The organism is Streptomyces sp. NPDC093568, assembly GCF_044764945.1.
GTDB lineage: Bacteria > Actinomycetota > Actinomycetes > Streptomycetales > Streptomycetaceae > Streptomyces.
The window spans coordinates 203785-218671 of record NZ_JBIWJD010000006.1; the positions used below are offsets into that span (position 1 = coordinate 203785).

At 70.3% G+C, this 14887-nt stretch carries 16 protein-coding genes and 1 pseudogene; 9 read left to right on the forward strand and 8 right to left on the reverse strand.

What is annotated here, in order from left to right; genetic code table 11:
* Window positions 1-32: 32 nt before the first annotated feature.
* Window positions 33-329, reverse strand: a complete 297-nt coding sequence (locus tag ACIRD7_RS24710; RefSeq protein WP_403456826.1) for a DUF2530 domain-containing protein — start codon at window positions 327-329, stop codon at window positions 33-35.
* A 118-nt stretch (window positions 330-447) separates the two neighbouring features.
* Here ACIRD7_RS24710 and ACIRD7_RS24715 point away from each other — a divergent pair, with 118 nt between their 5' ends.
* Window positions 448-1899, forward strand: a complete 1452-nt coding sequence (locus ACIRD7_RS24715) for an NCS2 family permease (protein ID WP_403456828.1) — start codon at window positions 448-450, stop codon at window positions 1897-1899.
* Window positions 1900-1947: 48 nt separating this feature from the next.
* Here ACIRD7_RS24715 and ACIRD7_RS24720 read toward each other — a convergent pair whose 3' ends face one another.
* Complete coding sequence (locus ACIRD7_RS24720) at window positions 1948-2130, reverse strand: ribbon-helix-helix protein, CopG family (RefSeq protein WP_030048376.1); 183 nt, start codon at window positions 2128-2130, stop codon at window positions 1948-1950.
* A 119-nt stretch (window positions 2131-2249) separates the two neighbouring features.
* Between ACIRD7_RS24720 and ACIRD7_RS24725 the strand changes: the two genes are divergently transcribed.
* Both ACIRD7_RS24725 and ACIRD7_RS24730 read left to right on the forward strand, forming a co-directional pair.
* Window positions 2250-2687, forward strand: a complete 438-nt coding sequence (locus ACIRD7_RS24725) for a MarR family winged helix-turn-helix transcriptional regulator (RefSeq protein WP_093904463.1) — start codon at window positions 2250-2252, stop codon at window positions 2685-2687.
* A gap of 102 nt (window positions 2688-2789) precedes the next feature.
* Entirely contained in the window at window positions 2790-4061 is a 1272-nt protein-coding gene (locus tag ACIRD7_RS24730) for an MFS transporter (protein WP_403456832.1), read from the forward strand.
* A gap of 15 nt (window positions 4062-4076) precedes the next feature.
* Here the strand turns inward: ACIRD7_RS24730 and ACIRD7_RS24735 are convergent, their stop codons facing one another.
* Both ACIRD7_RS24735 and ACIRD7_RS24740 read right to left on the reverse strand, forming a co-directional pair.
* Window positions 4077-4667, reverse strand: coding sequence for a Uma2 family endonuclease (locus tag ACIRD7_RS24735; RefSeq protein WP_403456835.1), 591 nt, complete (start codon window positions 4665-4667; stop codon window positions 4077-4079).
* A 108-nt stretch (window positions 4668-4775) separates the two neighbouring features.
* Window positions 4776-5294 carry a GNAT family N-acetyltransferase gene (locus tag ACIRD7_RS24740; protein WP_403456836.1) on the reverse strand — a complete coding sequence of 173 codons (519 nt, stop codon included), beginning with the start codon at window positions 5292-5294 and terminating at the stop codon, window positions 4776-4778.
* A gap of 25 nt (window positions 5295-5319) precedes the next feature.
* On the opposite strand from ACIRD7_RS24740, the gene thpR reads away from it, so the two are divergent.
* The gene (gene thpR / locus ACIRD7_RS24745; RefSeq protein WP_403456840.1) at window positions 5320-5892 is read left to right on the forward strand and encodes an RNA 2',3'-cyclic phosphodiesterase; all 573 of its coding nucleotides are present in this window, start codon (window positions 5320-5322) and stop codon (window positions 5890-5892) included.
* 131 nt (window positions 5893-6023) lie between these two features.
* On the opposite strand, the gene ACIRD7_RS24750 is transcribed toward thpR, so the two are convergent.
* On the reverse strand, window positions 6024-7016 hold the full coding sequence (locus ACIRD7_RS24750; RefSeq protein ID WP_403456843.1) for an aldo/keto reductase: 993 nt from the start codon (window positions 7014-7016) through the stop codon (window positions 6024-6026).
* A gap of 66 nt (window positions 7017-7082) precedes the next feature.
* Window positions 7083-8075, reverse strand: coding sequence for a GlxA family transcriptional regulator (locus ACIRD7_RS24755; RefSeq protein ID WP_403456845.1), 993 nt, complete (start codon window positions 8073-8075; stop codon window positions 7083-7085).
* Between the two features lie 159 nt (window positions 8076-8234).
* Between ACIRD7_RS24755 and ACIRD7_RS24760 the strand changes: the two genes are divergently transcribed.
* The 4 genes and pseudogenes from ACIRD7_RS24760 to ACIRD7_RS24775 form a co-directional block, all read left to right on the forward strand.
* Window positions 8235-8813 carry an isochorismatase family protein gene (locus ACIRD7_RS24760; protein WP_403456846.1) on the forward strand — a complete coding sequence of 193 codons (579 nt, stop codon included), beginning with the start codon at window positions 8235-8237 and terminating at the stop codon, window positions 8811-8813.
* Window positions 8814-8910: 97 nt separating this feature from the next.
* Complete coding sequence (locus ACIRD7_RS24765; protein WP_403457494.1) at window positions 8911-9546, forward strand: cysteine hydrolase family protein; 636 nt, start codon at window positions 8911-8913, stop codon at window positions 9544-9546.
* 178 nt (window positions 9547-9724) lie between these two features.
* The gene (locus tag ACIRD7_RS24770; protein WP_403456848.1) at window positions 9725-10870 is read left to right on the forward strand and encodes a hypothetical protein; all 1146 of its coding nucleotides are present in this window, start codon (window positions 9725-9727) and stop codon (window positions 10868-10870) included.
* Between the two features lie 90 nt (window positions 10871-10960).
* Window positions 10961-11995, forward strand: a pseudogene (locus ACIRD7_RS24775) (MFS transporter); the annotation flags it as partial.
* Between the two features lie 160 nt (window positions 11996-12155).
* Here ACIRD7_RS24775 and ACIRD7_RS24780 read toward each other — a convergent pair.
* Window positions 12156-12839: an SGNH/GDSL hydrolase family protein gene (locus ACIRD7_RS24780; protein WP_403456850.1), complete on the reverse strand. Its 684-nt coding sequence runs from the start codon at window positions 12837-12839 to the stop codon at window positions 12156-12158.
* Between the two features lie 99 nt (window positions 12840-12938).
* On the opposite strand from ACIRD7_RS24780, the gene ACIRD7_RS24785 reads away from it, so the two are divergent.
* Entirely contained in the window at window positions 12939-13907 is a 969-nt protein-coding gene (locus tag ACIRD7_RS24785) for a WD40 repeat domain-containing protein (protein WP_403456852.1), read from the forward strand.
* 105 nt (window positions 13908-14012) lie between these two features.
* On the opposite strand, the gene ACIRD7_RS24790 is transcribed toward ACIRD7_RS24785, so the two are convergent.
* On the reverse strand, window positions 14013-14810 hold the full coding sequence (locus ACIRD7_RS24790; RefSeq protein WP_403456853.1) for a TetR/AcrR family transcriptional regulator: 798 nt from the start codon (window positions 14808-14810) through the stop codon (window positions 14013-14015).
* Between the last annotated feature and the right edge of the window lie 77 nt (window positions 14811-14887).

Sequence of the window (14887 nt, forward strand, 5' to 3'; positions counted from 1 at the left end):
GGTCTCGTGCCCTGGTTGTAGGGCGCGCGGCGTCAGGGCGACTGGGGTTCGCCGCTGGTTTCCCGCTCGGCTTCCAGGGCCGCGGCGCGCTTGAGGGCCGCGTCGCGGCCGCGGACGTACCAGATGCCGATCAGGCCGAGGCCGCCGCCGGCCAGGCAGGTCCACACCCACCAGGTGTGGCCGTGGTCGTCGAACCAGCCGTAGAACGGGAGCTGCACGAGGAAGAGGACGAACCAGATGATCGTGCCGCCCACGATGGTGGGGACCACCGGCCCCTCCAGGGGCTCGGGTGCCTCGTGCTTGATGGGTCCCGTGAAAAATCCGGCCATGGGGGACAGCTTACGAGGCGATCAGGTCTACGCGCGGAGATGGCCGTTCGGGGCTTTATATGTTCATACTGAAACGGTTTGTGTCTGACCACTTCTCTTCGTAGGAAACAACAAAAGCATGTCCACCTCGGCTCCTGCCAAGGCCCCCACCCCTGAACAGCCGGGAGCCGGGCCCGCCTACGGCGCACTCGACCGCTTCTTCAAGATCTCCGAGCGCGGCAGCACGCTGCCCCGTGAGATCCGTGGCGGTCTCGCCACCTTCTTCGCGATGGCGTACATCATCGTGCTGAACCCGATCATCCTCGGCAGCGCGAAGGACATGTACGGCCATCAGCTGGACAACGGCCAGCTCGTCACCGCGACGGCCCTGACGGCGGCGTTCACCACGCTGCTGATGGGTGTCATCGGCAATGTGCCGATCGCGCTCGCCGCCGGTCTCGGCGTGAACTCGGTCGTCGCGCTCCAGCTCGCGCCCCGGATGTCCTGGCCGGACGCCATGGGCATGGTGGTGCTGGCCGGCTTCGTGGTCATGCTGCTGGTCGCCACCGGGCTGCGCGAGCGCGTCATGAACGCCGTGCCCTACAGCCTGCGCAAGGCCATCTCCATCGGTATCGGCCTGTTCATCATGCTGATCGGCCTCGTCGACTCCGGTTTCGTCTCCCGCATCCCGGACGTCGCCCAGACCACGGTCCCGCTCCAGCTCGGCGCCGACGGTCACCTCAACGGCTGGCCTGTGCTGGTCTTCATCCTCGGCGCGCTGCTCACCCTCGCCCTGATCGTCCGCAAGGTCCCCGGCGCGATCCTCATCTCGATCGTCACGATGACCGTGCTCGCGGTGATCATCGAGGCGGTCGCGAACGTGCCGTCCTGGGGCCTGACGACCCCGAAGTGGCCCGGCAACCCCGTCGCCAGCCCCGACTTCGGTCTGATCGGCGAGGTCAGCCTGTTCGGCGGCTTCGACAAGGTCGGCGCGCTGACCGGCGTCCTCTTCGTCTTCACCGTCCTGCTGTCCTGCTTCTTCGACGCCATGGGCACGATCATGGGTGTCAGCGACGAGGCGAAGCTGACCGACGCCCAGGGGCAGATGCCGGGCATCAACAAGGTCCTCTTCGTCGACGGCCTCGCCGTCGCGGCGGGCGGTGCCAGCTCCTCCTCGGCGACCACCGCCTTCGTGGAGTCCACGGCCGGCGTCGGCGAGGGCGCCCGTACCGGCTTCGCGAACGTCGTCACCGGCGCGCTCTTCGGCGTGGCGCTGTTCCTGACGCCGGTCGCCACCATGGTCCCGTCGCAGGCGGCCACCCCGGCGCTGCTGGCGGTCGGCTTCCTGATCCTCGCGAACTCCGTCAAGGAGATCGACTGGGCCGACTACACGATCGCGATCCCGGCCTTCGTGACGATGGTGATGATGCCGTTCACCTACTCGATCACCAACGGCATCGGCATGGGCTTCATCACCTTCGCGGTGCTGCGCCTGGCCGCCGGGCGGGGCAAGGAGGTGCCGGTGGCGATGTACGTCGTCTCGGCGGTCTTCGCCTTCTACTACCTGATGCCGGCGCTGGGGCTCACATAAGCCGTCTTACGTAAGCCGTCTCACGTAAGCCGTCTCACGTAAGCCCCCTCACGTAAGCCCGTAGAACTTCTCTGTCTCCTCGACGGCGGACTGGAACCGCTCGTCGAAGTCATCGCGGATGAGCGTCCGGACCACGTAGTCCTGGACGCTCATTCCTCTTTTCGCCGCATGCTCTTTGAGTCGCTCGAGCAGCTCATGGTCTATCCGCAGGCTGAGCACGCTGGTCCCCATGGACACGAGGGTCGCTGCACACGTCGGTGCCGCGTGTCACGTTCCGCCACCGGATCACCCGGATGAGTGACATCGGACCAGGTGGTCTTTAGTCAGGGTAATGAGTTACTCTAAAGAACATGTCGGACCTTACCCATGGCGACGACGCTGCCGCCGTGAACTCTCTGCGCTCCGCCGTGATGCGACTGTCGCGTCGGCTCAAGCACCAGCGGGTCGACGAGTCGCTGAGCCCCACCGAGATGTCGGTCCTGGGCACCCTCTCCCTGTGCGGCAAGGCCACCCCCGGTGAGCTGGCCCGCAAGGAGCACGTCCAGCCGCCGTCGATGACCCGTATCGTCGCGCTGCTGGAGTCCAAGGGACTGGTCCGCCTGGAGCCGCACCCCGAGGACCGGCGCCAGAAGGTCGTCACGAAGACGGAGCAGGCCGAGGCGATGCTCGAGGAGAGCCGCCGCAAGCGCAACGCCTTCCTGGCCACCCTGGTCGAGGGCCTCGACGAGGACGAGTGGGCGAAACTGCGCGCCGCCGCCCCCGTGCTGGAGAAGCTCGCACACCTGTAAGCAGTCACCGCGAGGAGGCGAACACTTTTGAGTTCGGGACCCGGAGCAGCTTCCGCACCCGCACCGACCACCCCCACTACCCCTGGCCCCCGCAAGTCCTCGATGTTCAGCTCGCTCAAGGTCAGGAACTACCGACTGTTCTTCCTCGGACAGGTCGTCTCCAACACCGGCACCTGGATGCAGCGCATCGCCCAGGACTGGCTGGTGCTCAGCCTCACCGGCTCCGCCACGGCCGTCGGCATCACGACGGCCCTCCAGTTCCTGCCGATGCTGCTCTTCGGCCTCTATGGCGGCGTCCTCGTCGACCGCCTGCCCAAGCGCCGTACGCTGCTGATCACCCAGACCTCGATGGCGGTCACCGGTGTCGCGCTCGCCGTCCTCACGCTCACCGGCCACGTCCAGGTCTGGCACGTCTACCTCGCCGCCCTCGCCGTCGGCCTGGCGACCGTCGTCGACAACCCGGCCCGGCAGTCCTTCGTCTCCGAGATGGTCGGTCCCGACCAGCTCCAGAACGCGGTCAGCCTGAACTCCGCCAACTTCCAGTCGGCCCGGCTGGTCGGCCCCGCCGTGGCCGGCCTGATGATCACCGGTGTCGGCACGGGGTGGGCGTTCCTCGCCAACGGCCTGTCGTTCGTCGCGCCGATCGCCGGGCTGCTGCTGATGCGGGCGCGTGAGCTGTACCCGGTGCAGCGCGCCCCGCGCGGCAAGGGCCAACTGCGGGAGGGTCTGCGGTACGTCGCTGGCCGCCCCGAGCTGATCTGGACCATCGTCCTCGCGGGGTTCGTCAGCACCTTCGGCTTCAACTTCCCCGTCTACCTCTCGGCCTTCGCCGACGACGTCTTCCACGCGGGCGCCGGTTCCTACAGCCTCTTCAACACGCTGATGGCGGTCGGCTCGCTGGCGGGCGCGCTGCTCGCGGCCCGGCGCGGTACGGCCCGGATGCGGGTGCTGGTGGCGGGGGCGGTGGCCTTCGGCACGATGGAGATCGTGGCCGCGTTCGCCCCGTCCCTGTGGCTCTTCGCCCTGCTCATGGCGCCGATCGGCATGTTCGGCATGACGGTGAACGTCACCGCCAACAGCAGCATCCAGATGGCCACCGACCCGAGCATGCGGGGCCGGGTGATGGCCCTGTACATGATGGTCTTCATGGGCGGAGCGCCCCTGGGCGCACCGATCGCCGGCTGGATCACGGACGCGTACGGCGTCCGCGCGGGCCTGGCGGTGGGCGGCGCGATCACGGCGACCGCAGCGGTGACGATCGCCCTGGTACTGGCCCGGGTGGGGGGTCTGCGGCTGTCGGTGGGCTGGAACCGCGGACATCCGCGGGTGCGGTTCATGCCGCGGGAGCGGGAGGAGTTGGCGACGGTGGGGTAGGGGCGGTGACCTGAGTCAGTCGCGGGGGAACTTGTCGGTCTTGAGGACGAGACCAAGGTGAGTGGTCGTCATGTCGACGTCGCCGCCGTAGGTGACAGACGTGACGCTCATGTAGTCGCCTTCCTTGGGCTGGGTGAACAGGCGGCACTTGCCGGTGTAGGGGTCGGCGATGAGATAGACGGGGACTTCTGCGAGGGCGTATGCGGTCTTCTTGGGGCCGTAGTCGTTCTTGGCCGTGTCCGCGGAGATGACTTCGGCGATGAACTCGACGTCCTCGTGGCGCCAGCGGCCTTCGGAGGTCTTCTCGGCACCGTCGCGCAACTTCGCGACGTCCGGGGCGAGACCGTTCTTGCGGCCGGGAAAGTCGATGCGGACGTCCGAGAACGCCTTGACGTCCATGCCGAATGTGTCTTCAAGGGCTCGGACGATCCTGCGAATGGTGTCCCAGTGGATGTCCCGCTGCGGCGACATGTAGATGGTCCCCTCGACGATCTCGACCTTGTATCCCTCGGGGACGGGCATCTTCTCGAGCCGCTCGAACATGTCGTCGAGCCAGTACGTGTCGTCGCTCTGGGCCATCGCGATCCTGTCTTCAAGGACGGTCATCGTGGCGCTCCTCCCCGGCCACCACTCGGACAAGTGCAGCCGCGCAGTACAACGATACGCACGGTGACCGGGGCACGTGTGGCCATGGTCACGCTCATGGCCCACGCCCTAGACGCGCCTGGCCAGCACCTGGCCCGGCCACCCGTCCGTGCCCGCGTACGTCTCGGTCCGCACGAATCCGTTGCTCTCGTAGAAGCGGACCAGCTTCCCGTCGTCCCCCGCGTAACAGTCCACCCGCAGCAGCGAGACGCCCGCCCGCCGCGTCACCTCGGCGGCGTGTGCGAGCAGGGCGCTGCCCGCGCCGTGGCCCTTGAAGCGGCGGTCGGAGGCGAGCCAGTGGATGTAGCGCTCGGGCTCGCCGGGCGGCGGGAGGTGGGACAGGGAGGGGCCGGGGGAGCCGGTGAGGGTGAGGGAGGCGGCCGCGGCGCCGTCCACCTCGGCGATGAAGACACTGCCCTCTTCCACGGTCCGGGTGACCGACTCCACGGTTCTCGGGCTCCGGGACAGCGGCTGCGTCCCCCACTGCCCCGGCCGCCCCTGAGCGACCAGCCACTCCACACAGCTGTCGAGCATGCCGAGTATCGCGGGGATGTCACCGGGTCCGCCTTCCCGGATGGTGATCGTCATCGCCTCATGATGCCAGGCTGGACCCATGAGACTCTTCGCCGCCGTGCTGCCGCCCGAGGACGTCACCCGTGAACTGGCCGCCGAGGTCGCCGAGTTGAGGAGGCTTCCGGGCGCGGACGGGCTGCGCTGGACCGGCCGCCCCGGCTGGCACTTCACCCTCGCGTTCTACGGAGAGGTCGACGACGACCTCGTACCCGATCTGTCGGCCCGCCTGGAGCGCGTCGCGCACCGTACGCCGCCCTTCCCGCTGGCGCTGAGCCGCGGCGGGCAGTTCGGGCACGGGCGGGCCCTGTGGGCGGGAGCCGAGGGGGACCTGGCGACCCTTCGGCTGCTGGCGGACCGCAGTGAGGCGGCGGCGCGCAAGGCCGGCGTGCCGATGGGGGAGCACCGGCGCTACAAGCCCCACCTGACGGTGGCCAGGAGCCGGGCGGCGGTGGACGTACGGCCGTATGTCGCCGCCCTCGACACGTTCACCAGCCGGACCTGGACGGTGGACGACCTGGCCCTGGTGCGCAGCACGCTGCCGACGTCCGGGATCGCGGGCGAGCAGCCCCGGTACGAGGCGGTCGCCCGATGGGCGCTCACGGGCGCCGGTTAGGCTCAAAGGCGTGGACCCGAAAACCCGGAACCGGATCATGGCCGGTGCGCTTGTGTTGATGTTCGTTCTGGTGGCGCTGGCGGCGGCCCTCGGTAAGTGACCGAGGGCCACCGCCGTGCCCGTGCGACCGCCTACCAGGCGAACGCCTCCGGCGACGGCCCGGGCCCCGGGAACACCTCGTCAAGGCCCGCCAGCAGTTCCTCGCTCAGCTCCAGCTCCGCCGCCCGCAGCGCGGACTCCAGCTGCCCGGCGGTGCGCGGGCCGACGATCGGGCCCGTCACACCGGGACGGGTGAGCAGCCACGCCAGGGCGGCCTCGCCGGGCTCCAGACCATGCTTGTCGAGCAGGTCCTCGTAGGCCTGGATCCGCGCGCGTGCGGCGGGGTCGGCGAGGGTTTCGGCGGCCCGCCCGGACGCCCGGCGCACGCCCTGGACCTCCTTCTTGATCACACCGCCGAGCAGTCCGCCGTGCAGCGGCGACCACGGGATGACGCCGAGGCCGTAGTCCCGCGCGGCCGGGATGACCTCCATCTCGGCGCGGCGCTCGAAGAGGTTGTACAGGCACTGCTCGCTGACCAGGCCGATGGTGCCGCCGCGGCGGACGGCGGCCTCGTTGGCCTGGGCGATCTTGTAGCCGGGGAAGTTGCTGGAGCCGGCGTACAGGATCTTGCCCTGCTGGACCAGGACGTCGATCGCCTGCCAGATCTCGTCGAAGCCGGTGGCCCGGTCGATGTGGTGGAACTGGTAGACGTCGATGTGGTCGGTCCGCAGCCGCTTGAGCGAGGCGTCCACGGCCCGGCGGATGTTCACCGCCGACAGCTTGTCGTGGTTGGGCCACGCCTCGCCGTCGGCGGCCATGTTGCCGTAGACCTTGGTGGCGAGGACGACCTTGTCGCGGTGGGCCGCGTTCTTGGCGAACCAGCTGCCGATGATCTCCTCGGTACGGCCCTTGTTGTCGCCCCAGCCGTACACGTTGGCGGTGTCGAAGAAGTTGATGCCCGCGTCCAGCGCCGCGTCCATGATCGCGTGGCTGTCAGCTTCGTCGGTCTGTGGGCCGAAGTTCATGGTGCCGAGGACCAGTCGGCTGACCTTGAGTCCCGTGCGTCCGAGCTGCGTGTACTTCATGGAGTGCACGCTAGCGACGTGGAGTGCGCTCTAGGCAAGGGTTCCAGCCGCTCACTCCGGGCCGCCTCACCCCCGGCCCCGGAACCGCGCCCGGTACTCGCTCGGCGTCGTCGCGAGTCGGCGGTGGAAGGCCCGTATGAGGGTGTCGACGGTGCCGAACCCGCAGGCGGAGGCCACCCGTTCAAGCGTGTGGTCGGTCGTCTCCAGCAGGTTGCCGGCCAGTTCGACCCGCGCCGACTCGATGTAGGCGTGCGGTGTCACCCCCAGTTCGGTCTTGAAGATCCGGGTCAGCTGGCGGTCGCTGACGTGGGCGTGCGCGGCCAGGTCGGTGACGGTGAGCCGCTCGTCGATGTGGTTCAGGATGTGCAGCCGCAGGTCCTCGATGCGCCGCGTCGCGGACACCGGCTCCAGCGGGACGCTGAACTGCGACTGGCCGCCCGGCCGCTTGAGGTACATCACCAGCTGGCGGGCGACCCGCAGCGCGATCTGCTCGCCGAAGTCCTGTGCGACCAGCGCGAGGGACAGGTCCAGGCAGGCGCTGATCCCCGCGCCGGTCCACACCTCGCCGTCCTCGCGGATGAAGATCGGGTCCGGGTCGACGGTCACCGCGGGATGGTCGGCGGCGAGCCGCGGCGCGGTCGACCAGTGCGTGGTCGCCCGCTTGCCGTCGAGGAGGCCCGCGGCGGCGAGGATGTGGGCGCCGACGCACACCGAGGCCACCCGTCGGGAACGGCCGGCCAGCGCCTTCACCCAGGCCACCGTGCCGGGTTCGGTGATGGGGTGGACCCGGCGTTCGTCGTCCACCTCGACCGAGCCCGGCACCAGCAGGGTGTCGATGGCGCGCGCGGCGACCTCCTGGAGCGTGGCGTCGGGCAGGATCCGCACGCCGGCCGCCGTGCGCACCGGCTCCCTCGTCTCGGCGGCCAGGACGACCTCGTAGCCGTCCCGCCCGGTGGTCTCGCGCGGGACGAGGGAGAACACCTCCGGCGGTCCGGTGACGTCGAGCAGGTCGACGCCCTCGAACAGCACGATCACGATCAACCGGTTCACGGTCCCCACCTGATAACCCCCTGTTTCGCTCGCCGACATGAGCGTCGGTTTCTGCAAAGAGCGCGTCATTGCCGACGCACCGGTTCCGGCCATAGCGTCGCATGTGTGTTCAACAGGTTGTTGAACGCGCCTGAGAACCCTTCAACTCCCGGAACCTGGAGGAGATCTGTGACCAGCAAGACGCTGCGCGAACTCGGCGGTGCCGACGACACCCCCGCGGCCCTCGCGTCCTCGACGCTCGTCCTCGTCGACTACCAGAACACCTACACCCGCGGTGTGATGGAGCTCGACGGCTGGCAGCCCGCCCTCGAAGCGGCGGCGGACCTGCTCGCCCGCGCCCGCGCGGCCGGAGCCACGGTCATCCACGTCCAGCACGACGGCGGCGCGGGCTCCCCCTACGACATCGGCGCGGAGATCGGCCGTATCCACCCGTCCATGGCGCCGGTCGAGGGCGAGTCCGTGGTCGTCAAGCGGGCCCCGGACGCCTTCCACGGCACCGAACTCGGCGAACTCGTGGACGGGGCCGGCCACGAGACCGTGATCGTCGCCGGGTTCATGACCCACATGTGCATCGCCTACACCTCGGCGTCCGCGGCCCTGCGCGGGAACAGGCCCACCGTCCCGGCCGACGCGTGCGCCACCCGCTCGATCGTGGACGTGTCCGCCGACGAGCTGCACCGCAGCGCGCTGGCGGCCATCGCCGACGCGTACGGCGTCGTCGTCGCCTCCGCGAAGGAGCTGGCCTGACGTGCCCGGGCAGCGGAGCGGCCTGTCCCGCCGCGGGGTGCTGAGAGCCGGTGGTGCGGCAGTCGTCGGCGGCGCCGCGGTGTTCGGCGCCACCCGCCTGGGCGACACCCCGGCGCAGGCGGCGGACACGGACGCGGACACCTCGGGCACGACGACGCTGCGCAAGCTCAACGACCTTGCCGAGCAGCCGGCTTCACTCGCCTCCGCCACCCTGATCATGGTCGACTACCAGAACACCTACACCCGCGGCGTGATGGAGCTGGACGGCTGGCGGCCGGCCCTGGACGCCGCGGCCGAGCTGCTCGGCGCGGCCCGGGCGGCGGGCGGGAAGGTCATCCACGTCGTCAACGACGGCGGTAGGGGCACCCCTTACGACATCCGCCGGCCGATCGGCCGGATCCACGACACGGTCAGGCCCGCCACGGGAGAGCCGACCGTGGTGAAGAAGGCCCCCAACGCCTTCGTGGACACCGAGCTCGGCAGCCTCGTCGACCGGGCCGGGAACGAGAACCTCGTCATCGCCGGGTTCATGACGCACATGTGCGTGACGTTCACCGCCGAGGGCGCGTTCCTGCGCGGGAACAGGCCCACCGTGGTCGCCGACGCCTGCGCCACGCGGCCGCTGCCGTCGGTCGCCGGCGGACTGCCCGCCGACCAGATCCACCGGGCCGCGCTCGCGACGATCGCCGACCTGTACGGCGTCGTCGTCCCGTCCCGTTCCGCGCTGGGCTGACGTCCCGCGTCCCCCTCTCCGGCCTCCCTCCAGCCCCACGCCGCCGGAGAGGGAACACCTCTTTCATTGCTCCCCGCGTCCCGGCCCTTCGCGGCTCCCGGCGGGTCAGTTCCCCCCACGCCACCGCTTCCCCCACGGCGGGAACACCTGACGGCCGATTCGTTACGGAGAGCAAGTCATGGCAACACGCCGGACATTCATCGGCGGCGCGAGTGGCATCGGCGCCGCCACCATCCTGGGCCAGAGCGTCGCCCAGCCGGCCACGGCGGCCGCCCTCGACGCGGAGCCCGTCACGGACGCGGCGAGCGCCCAGACCGCGGCCCGGGACTCCATCCGCGCGGTGAACGCCGCGATGCGCACCAACTACGCGGCGCTCAAAGCCGACTTGGTCAAGAACCTCGGGCCGGTCATCGTCGTGCAGAACGACGCGAAGGGCGGCACCTTCACCCTCGTCCACGAGGGCAAGCGGTACGTCGAGCACCCGGTGGCCGAGGAGTTCGAGCTGGCGAAGTCCATCGCCCATGTGCCGCTCGGGATCTACTCCACGCTCGCGGAGTACCTCTCCGACAAGGTCCCCAACGTCGGCAACGCCGACCGGATCGACGCCCACGACCTCGACATGGTGGCGATGAAGGGCCCCGGCACCGACGCCTGGACGACGCCGCTCCAGGCGTTCGCGGACACCCTGATCACCGCGCGGAACAACCTGCCCGCGGCGCGGCTGCCGCAGGACCTGCAGAACTCCTGCGCGAAGATCCTCGACGAGGCGCTGACCTTCATCGCCGACTCCATCCGCGCCCGCGCCTTCGACATCGCCTCGTTCCAGCGGTTCGCGGCACGTGTCTATCCGTCGATCCGGGTGAACATGACGTACGCCGCCGAGGCGCAGATCTCCGGCGTGCAGCGGCTGTGCCGCAAGTGGCGGACGCAGATCGGCGAGGCCGCCTGGGCCGACCTGTACACGGTGGTGCTGTCGATCTGGACGACGTCGGTGCTGAACCAGGCCGAGATCATCATCAAGCCGATGATGAACCAGAAGAAGGTCGACACCCACCTGATCGACATCCCCACGGCACAGCTGCCGTCGGACCCGATCGGGGTGGCCCTGGACAACCTGGCGCGGATCGTCCAGGACAACATCGCCGCGGAGCTGGTGTTCGTCTCCGACACCAAGGTCGCCGACGCCCTGAAGGGCAAGGAGGACCTGCTGTCCGACGAGATCCTCAAGCAGCTCGGCACGCCCGTCGCCGCCGGGGCCACCGGTGTCGCGTTCCGCACCGCGGGCAGGGCGAAGTGCCCGGTCAACCACAGCGTGAGCATCTGACCGCACCGCACCCCGAAGGCAGGCGGCCCTCTCCTGGACGGAGGAGGGGGCCGTCGTCACGGCCGCGGGGGGAACAACGGGGGAACACACGTGACCACCAGGCTGTGGCTTGTCGTCGGCCTGATCCTGCTCGCCATCAATCTGCGCGCGGCGATCACCGGGACGCCGCCTCTCATGGGCGAGGTCCAGCGGGCGCTCGCACTTTCCGGCACCCAGGTCGGCGTGCTGGCGACGTTACCCGTGCTGTGCCTGGGCGCCTTCGCCTGGCTCGCACCCCGCCTGTCCCGTCGGCTCGGCACACTGGCCGCCGTGTTCGCCGCGGCCGTGCTGCTGGCGTTCGGCGCGGCCCTGCGCGCGGCCCCGTGGCCGGCGGCGCTCTTCGCGGGGACGGTGCTGTCCGGGGCCGGCATCGCCGTCGGGAACGTCCTGATGCCCGCGGTCGTCAAGGACCACTTCGGCCGCCGGATCGGCCTGTTCACGGGCCTGACCATGACGCTCATGGCGGTCTCCGGTGCACTCGCCGCCGCGGTCGCGGTGCCGGTGAGCACCGCGGCCGGATGGCAGTTCGCGCTCGCGGTGTGGGCGGTGCCCGCCGTACTGGCCGCGGCGGTGTGGGGGCTGCTGGCCGCACCGGGGGCCGGCGGCCGCCGGCGCGGGACGCCGCCGCCCCGGGCGCCCGGAGCGCCGGCCGACGGATCGCTGCTGGGCTGCCCGCTCGCCTGGTGGGTGTCGGCGTTCCTCGGGCTGGTGTCGCTGATGTTCTACGTGCTGGTGGCGTGGCTGCCGCAGATCATGCGGGCGAGCGGGCAGAGCGCCGGCCGGGCCGGGCTGATGATGTCGGTGATGCTGACCATCGGCATCCCGCTGGCCTTCGTCGTCCCGCTCGCCGCCGCCCGTATGCGGGGCCAGCGCCTCCTGGTCCTCGCCATCGTCGTGGCGAAGGGGGTCTCCCTCGCGGGTCTGCTGCTGGTCCCCGCTCTCGGCTGGGTGTGGGTGTGCCTGCTCGGCGTGGCGACCGGCAGCGCCTTCCCGCTGGCCATCACGCTGCTCGGGCTGCGCACGCACGGCCCGGGGGCCGCCGCCGAGCTGTCGGGCATGGCGCAGACGACCGGCTATCTGCTGGCCGGCCTCGGCCCGTTGGCCGTGGGGGTGCTGCACGACGTCACCGGCGGCTGGGGGGTGCCCGTCGCCGTCCTGATCGCCCTGCTGGTGCCGGAGGCGGTCGCCGGGCTGTTCGCGGCCCGCCCCGGACACGTACACCTCCGCGACCGCGGCGAGCGGGCCGTCAGTCGCCGTCGTACGGCTCGCCCAGCCCCCACGCCTGATACATCGCCTCCGCGTACGCCCCCGCGATCTTGCGCTCCCCGCTCGCGTTCGGGTGCGTGCCGTCGTAGGTGTCGCGATGGATGTCGTACGACGGTGGCGGGGACGCCAGCAGAAGCGGTGAGCGCGGCTCGTCCAGGTCCGCCACCGTCTTCGCCAGCAGCTCGTTGAAGCGGGCGACCTCGGCGCCGAAGGGCGGGTCCGACTCGGCGCGGACGTTCGGGATCACCGGCAGGACCACCATCCGCACCCGCGGGTTCGCCGCGCGGGCCCCGGCGACGAAGTCGCGCGCGTTGTCCGCGGTCTGCCGCGCGTTCGTGTAGAAGCCCAGGTCGATCAGGCCCAGCGACACGAGCAGCACATCGGCCCGGCACTGCCGCACCGCCTCGCCGACCAGCGGCGCCATGTGCAGCCAGCCCTCGCCCCAGCCGGCCAGGTGCGCCCGTGGGAAGGCCGGGTCGGGGTCGGCGTACTCGTACGAGGTGGGGGCGTCCAGCTCCTTGTCGTACAGCGTCTCGCGCGGGCCGACGAGGGTGAAGGGGCCGCCGTACGTCTCACGCAGGTGCTGCCACATGCGGAAGCGCCATGTGTGTTCGCCGGCGCTGCCGATGGTCATGGAGTCGCCGACGGGCATGAACCTGAGCATCCGCTCATGATGAACGATCGCTACCCGCCGGTAGGGGCCGGCGGGGTGTGAAGCCTGACACGCCGCCCGAACGGGCAGGGCGGATGGCAGGCTTGGGGCATGCGCCGACCGCTAGCCATCCTCGCCGGAGTCCTTCTCACCGGTGCGCTCACCCTGCCCGCCTCCGCCGCCGACGGCGACGAGGACTTCACGATCAAGGACCCGCGGATCACGGAGTCCAGCGGCCTCGCCGCCTCACGCCAGCACCCGGGCATCTACTGGACGCACAACGACCAGGACGACGCGGGAGCGAACCTCTACGCCGTCGACAGCAGCACCGGCGAGACGGTCGCCACGATCACGATGACGGGCGTGGGCACCCCCAGGGACGTGGAGGCGATCTCCATGGGTCCGGACAACGAGCTGTGGGTCGGCGACATCGGCGACAACGACGGTGTGCAGTGGCCGTACGTCTGGATCTACCGCCTCCCCGAGCCCAAGACACTCAAGGACCAGTCGGTCCGGGCCACGCAGTACGTCGTGAAGTACACCGACGGAAGCCGCGACGCCGAGTCGCTCGTCGTCCATCCCAAGACCGGCCGCGTCTACATCATCGACAAGCAGGAGGACGGCGGGCATCTGTACGAGGGCCCGGCGAAACTCTCCCCCTCCGGCACCAACACCTTCAGGCCCACCACCCCCGTGGACCTGTGGGCCACCGACGCCGCCTTCTCCCCGGACGGCAGGACGCTGGCCGTGCGCGGCTACTTCGGCGGCATCGCGTACGACTGGAACAACGGCGACCTCAAACGCCTGGAACGCATCAACGTGCCCCTCGGCCAGGGCGAGTCGGCCAGCTACTCACGCGACGGCAGCAAACTCATGCTCGGCAGCGAGGGAGCGGGCAGCGCGGTGGTGGCCGAGGACGCACCCGGCTCCGCCGACTCGTCCTCGGCAGGCGGCAGTTCGGCCTCCTCCGACAACGACTCCGGCGACGGCCCGATCGGCGACATCAAGGTCGGAGCGGTCGTGGTGGTCGTGGCGTGCGTCGTCCTGTTCGGGCTGGGGCGGGTGCTGCGACGCAGGTGACGGGGGGCGGGGCCGTACGGGGCCGGTGCCTACGTCTGTGGCGGCGACTTCACGCCCGTCGGCGGCACCGCCGCCGACGCCCGCTGAGGTCGCGCAGCCGTCGCCCTAGGCTCCGTCGGCGCCGCCAGAAGTACCCGCGCGCCGGGCCACGAAGACCTCCAGGCCGTCCAGGATGCGCTGCAGGCCGAACTCGAAGTGGTCGAAGTCGGGGCCCCAGGTGTTCTGGTCCAGGGAGGCGAGCAGGGGGTAGCGGCCCGAGGCCATGATCTTCTCCAGCACCGGGGTCTGGGCCTCCCAGAACTCCGTGTCGGTCAGGCCCGTTCGGCGCTCGGCCTCGCGCTGGTACAGCTGGGTGCGCGCGGCGCCGACGACGTAGCCGTCGATCATGATGATCGCGGAGACCAGTTCGGGGTCGGTGAGGCCCATCGGCTTGATGCGGTCGAGGACCTTCTCCATGCCGTCGAGGGCGCTCGGGCCGAGGATCGGACGGGACTGGTTGACCTGGAGCAGCCAGGGGTGGCGGCGGTAGAGGGCCAGCGTCGCGCGGCCCATCGCCTCCAGCGCCGAGCGCCAGCCGCCGTCGCCGAGGTCGGCCGGGTTCTCGGAGGGGCGCTGGACGCGGTCCAGCATCAGGTCCAGCAGTTCGGCCTTGCCGGGGAGATAGCGGTACAGCGACATCGTGCCGGTGCCCAGCTCGGTGGCCACCCGGCGCATCGACACCGACTCCAGCCCCTCGCCGTCCGCGACCCGGACGGCCGCTTCCACGATCTGGTCCAGGCTCAGGGCCGGCTTGGGCCCGCGACTCGGGCGCCGGCCCGTGTCCCACAGCAGCTCCAACGTGCGGACGATGTCGCCGCTGCCGCTGGTCTCCGTACCGCTCGTGCCGCCCTTGCCGCTCGTCATGCGGTTCAGCTTAAGTCCTGCCGAAAAAACTGGGTACGGCGTACGCGTAATCGGGTACGGTGTACTCAATTACTGAA

Coding starts and splice junctions, on each gene's coding strand:
- ACIRD7_RS24790 (WP_403456853.1), bottom strand. CDS start 14,810: ATGACGAGCGGCAAGGGCGGCACGAGCGGTACGGAGACCAGCGGCAGC.
- ACIRD7_RS24785 (WP_403456852.1), top strand. CDS start 12,939: ATGCGCCGACCGCTAGCCATCCTCGCCGGAGTCCTTCTCACCGGTGCG.
- ACIRD7_RS24730 (WP_403456832.1), top strand. CDS start 2,790: ATGTTCAGCTCGCTCAAGGTCAGGAACTACCGACTGTTCTTCCTCGGA.
- ACIRD7_RS24710 (WP_403456826.1), bottom strand. CDS start 329: ATGGCCGGATTTTTCACGGGACCCATCAAGCACGAGGCACCCGAGCCC.
- ACIRD7_RS24750 (WP_403456843.1), bottom strand. CDS start 7,016: ATGAAGTACACGCAGCTCGGACGCACGGGACTCAAGGTCAGCCGACTG.
- ACIRD7_RS24715 (WP_403456828.1), top strand. CDS start 448: ATGTCCACCTCGGCTCCTGCCAAGGCCCCCACCCCTGAACAGCCGGGA.
- thpR (WP_403456840.1), top strand. CDS start 5,320: ATGAGACTCTTCGCCGCCGTGCTGCCGCCCGAGGACGTCACCCGTGAA.
- ACIRD7_RS24735 (WP_403456835.1), bottom strand. CDS start 4,667: ATGACCGTCCTTGAAGACAGGATCGCGATGGCCCAGAGCGACGACACG.
- ACIRD7_RS24740 (WP_403456836.1), bottom strand. CDS start 5,294: ATGACGATCACCATCCGGGAAGGCGGACCCGGTGACATCCCCGCGATA.
- ACIRD7_RS24780 (WP_403456850.1), bottom strand. CDS start 12,839: ATGCTCAGGTTCATGCCCGTCGGCGACTCCATGACCATCGGCAGCGCC.
- ACIRD7_RS24725 (WP_093904463.1), top strand. CDS start 2,250: ATGTCGGACCTTACCCATGGCGACGACGCTGCCGCCGTGAACTCTCTG.
- ACIRD7_RS24770 (WP_403456848.1), top strand. CDS start 9,725: ATGGCAACACGCCGGACATTCATCGGCGGCGCGAGTGGCATCGGCGCC.
- ACIRD7_RS24720 (WP_030048376.1), bottom strand. CDS start 2,130: ATGGGGACCAGCGTGCTCAGCCTGCGGATAGACCATGAGCTGCTCGAG.